The organism is Streptomyces capoamus (assembly GCF_014654935.1).
GTDB classification, from domain to species: domain Bacteria; phylum Actinomycetota; class Actinomycetes; order Streptomycetales; family Streptomycetaceae; genus Streptomyces; species Streptomyces capoamus.
This window is the reverse complement of the sequence record NZ_BNBF01000015.1, coordinates 84865-87622: the sequence shown is the minus strand read 5'-3', so window position 1 is coordinate 87622 and position 2758 is coordinate 84865. Positions and strand designations below refer to the sequence as shown.

4 protein-coding genes are annotated in these 2758 nt (G+C 73.4%); 1 reads left to right on the top strand and 3 read right to left on the bottom strand.

All coding sequences use genetic code 11. The features are described 5' to 3' along the window. Positions 1-784: glycosyltransferase 87 family protein (locus IE312_RS41395; protein ID WP_229900311.1), on the top strand; the 784-nt coding region annotated here is incomplete at its 5' end. Here the strand turns inward: IE312_RS41395 and IE312_RS23030 are convergent. The 3 genes from IE312_RS23030 to IE312_RS23020 all read right to left on the bottom strand — a co-directional run bounded on the left by IE312_RS23030 (position 774) and on the right by IE312_RS23020 (position 2617). After that, the gene (locus IE312_RS23030) at positions 774-1007 is read right to left on the bottom strand and encodes a hypothetical protein (protein ID WP_030653820.1); all 234 of its coding nucleotides are present in this window, start codon (positions 1005-1007) and stop codon (positions 774-776) included. The two genes, IE312_RS41395 and IE312_RS23030, sit on opposite strands and share 11 nt — an antisense overlap. A 3-nt stretch (positions 1008-1010) precedes the next feature. Further along, positions 1011-1184: a hypothetical protein gene (locus IE312_RS23025; RefSeq protein ID WP_014672673.1), complete on the bottom strand. Its 174-nt coding sequence runs from the start codon at positions 1182-1184 to the stop codon at positions 1011-1013. Between the two features lie 68 nt (positions 1185-1252). Next, positions 1253-2617 carry an MFS transporter gene (locus IE312_RS23020; RefSeq protein WP_189984339.1) on the bottom strand — a complete coding sequence of 455 codons (1365 nt, stop codon included), beginning with the start codon at positions 2615-2617 and terminating at the stop codon, positions 1253-1255. Between the last annotated feature and the right edge of the window lie 141 nt (positions 2618-2758).

Genomic DNA, 2758 nt, shown 5'->3' with positions numbered 1-2758 from the left:
GATCAACCTGCTGCTGGCCGTCCTGGTGCTGTGGGACCTGACCCGCCGTCCCGCGGGCGGGTACGACCGCTGGACGGGGGCCGGCCTCGGGCTGGCCGCGGCGGTCAAGCTGACGCCCGCGCTGTTCGGGGTGTTCCTGCTCGCCACGGGTCTCACGGCCCGCCTGAGGGGCGGACACGGCGGGCCGTGGCTGCGCCACGCGCGCGGGACGGCCGTCACGTTCGCCGGGGCGACGCTGCTGGGGGCGGCCGTGCTGCCGTACGACTCCTGGCGGTTCTGGACGGACATGGTGTTCCGGGCGGACCGGACCGGATACGCCGAGGAGACCGCCAACCAGGCCCTGCGCGGCGTTCTGGCGCGCTTTCTGCACACGGACGACCCGGGAGGCCTCTGGGTGGTCTGCGCGGTCCTGGTGGCCCTCCTGGGGCTCGCGTCGGCCGTGCGGGCGGAGTTGCGGGGCCGGCGGGCCTGGGCGGTGTGCGCGTGCGCGGTCACCGCCCTGCTGGTCAGTCCCGTGTCGTGGTCGCACCACTGGGTGTGGTGCGTACCGCTGGTGCTGCTGCTGTGGACGCATGGGCGGCGGGCGCCGGCCGTGGGCGCCCTGCTGGTGTTCTGCTCGTACGCCCCGTGGTGGGTGCCGCACGGCCCCGGCCGGCCCGAACTGCACCTGAGCGCCGCGCAGTCGGCCCTCGCGGCCGTCTACGCGGCGGCCGGCGCGCTCTTCCTTGTGCCGGCCCGGACATCGTTGCCGAGGACCGACGGCGCGGTCCGCGTCAGGCCGTGACGAACTGGTAGAACCTCTTGAGCGTGCAGTGCTCCTCCAGAAGACGGCCGTAGATCGGCTCCCCCTCCAGCTCCCGGTACGTCTCGATCGGGTCGCCTTTTATGATCAGCGCCCGCGCGCACTCCTCGCACCAGTACTGGTAGTCGGGATTGATCGGCTCCATGTCGCGGACGATCGGCGTACCGCTCCCGCACCAGTCGCACTTCCGCCTGTGTGCACCCATCGATCAGCTCCAGCTGTGGCCGCAGGCCGTGCACACGTAGGAGATTCCGCCGTTGTCGCCGAGAACTTGGGCCACGTGCGCGGAACCGCAGGAAGGGCAGCTCAACCGGGTGGTCGTGTCCCGTATCAACGCCGCCCCGAGGAGGTGGCCGACCTCCTCAAGGATGCTCGCAGGCATCGCTACTCCTCCCGTCGGGCCGCGCCCCCTTCCGGCCGTTTGATTCTGCCACGGCCGGACCAATACGGTCAGCGACGCCTCAGTACCAGTCCGGACACGGCCCCCACCGCAGCCGTTCCCGCCAGCGCCCAGGCGGTTACCGAGAACGCCTCCGCGGACGTATACGCGTGCGGGACGCCGAAGGACTCAAGCCGGTTCAGGAACAGTGTGCCGAAGGCCGCGACACCGATCAGCTGGCCGAGTTGCGCGACCGTCGCGAGCAGGCCGCCGGCGTCCGCCGCGTCCTCGGGCCACACGGTCGCCAGCGCGCCGGTGAGCGTCGGGCTGAAGGCGAGTGCCAGCCCGGCACCCGTGCCCGCGTACCCCGCGTACAGAACCGCTCCCCCGTCGCCGCCGTCGTGGAAGGCGAGCCCGACGACGGCGGCACCGACCGCGGTGAGCGCGAACCCGGCCGGCGCGAGGGCCCGCTGCCAGGCGCCCGGCCACCTGCGCCAGGTGAGGCTGACGGCGCCGAAGGCGGCCGCGGTCGGCACGAAGCTCAGCCCGGCCCGCAGGGCGCTGTAACCGAGGCCGCCCTGGACGTGCAGGGTCAGCGCGAACAGGAAGCCGGCGTTGACCGACATCACGGCGAGGATCCGGAAGACGGCCCGGCCGATGCCCGGGTGCCGCAGCACGCGGAGCGCGATGAGCGGGGCGCCGCCGCGCCGGGCCAGCCGGGACTCGTAGCCGCAGAACAGGGCGAACAGCACCGCGGCCGCGGCCAGCGACAGCCAGGACCACAGCGGCCAGTCCTCCTCCTGGCCCAGCACCAGTGGCACGGTGAGCAGTGTCACGGCGGAGCCCAGCAGCACCAGTCCGGGCAGGTCGAGCGCCCGGGCCCGCCCCTGGCCGCCCGCAGCGCCGGGCGGCAGGACCCGCCGGCCCAGCACGAGCAGCAGGGCGCCGACCGGGACGTTGACCAGGAACACCGGCCGCCAGCCGGTGCCGAAGAGGTCGGCGCTGACCAGCACCCCGCCGGCCACCTGGCCGGCCGCCGCACCGATGGCCAGGACCGCCGAGTACGCGCCGAGCGCCCGCGCCCGGGCCTCTCCGGTGAAGGTCCGCTGGATGAGGCTGAGCACCTGGGGGATCATCAGGGCCGAGCCCGCGCCCTGCACCAGCCGGAACACGATCAGCTCGGTCGAGTCCTGCGCCAGCCCGCAGGCGAGCGAGGCCGCGGTGAACAGGGCCAGCCCGGCCAGGTGGACCCGGCCCTGCCCCAGCCGGTCGCCGAGCCGGGCACCGGTGATGAGCAGCACGGAGTAGGTGATGGTGTAGCCGGCGACCACCAGCTGCAGGTCGGCGCCCGACGCGTGCAGCTCGGAACCGATGGTGGGTGCCGCGACGTTCACGATGAAGACGTCGAGCGCCGCCATGAACAGGGCGGCGAGCAGCACGCCGAGCAGCAGGCGGGGCCGGTTGTCAGTGGCAGGTGCTTCACTGTCCGTGACGGTCGAGGCGGCCCGGTGGGCGGTCGGGGCGTCACTGTCAGTGGTGGATGGTTCACTGGTCGCAAGGTTCGGGAAGGGCTCGGT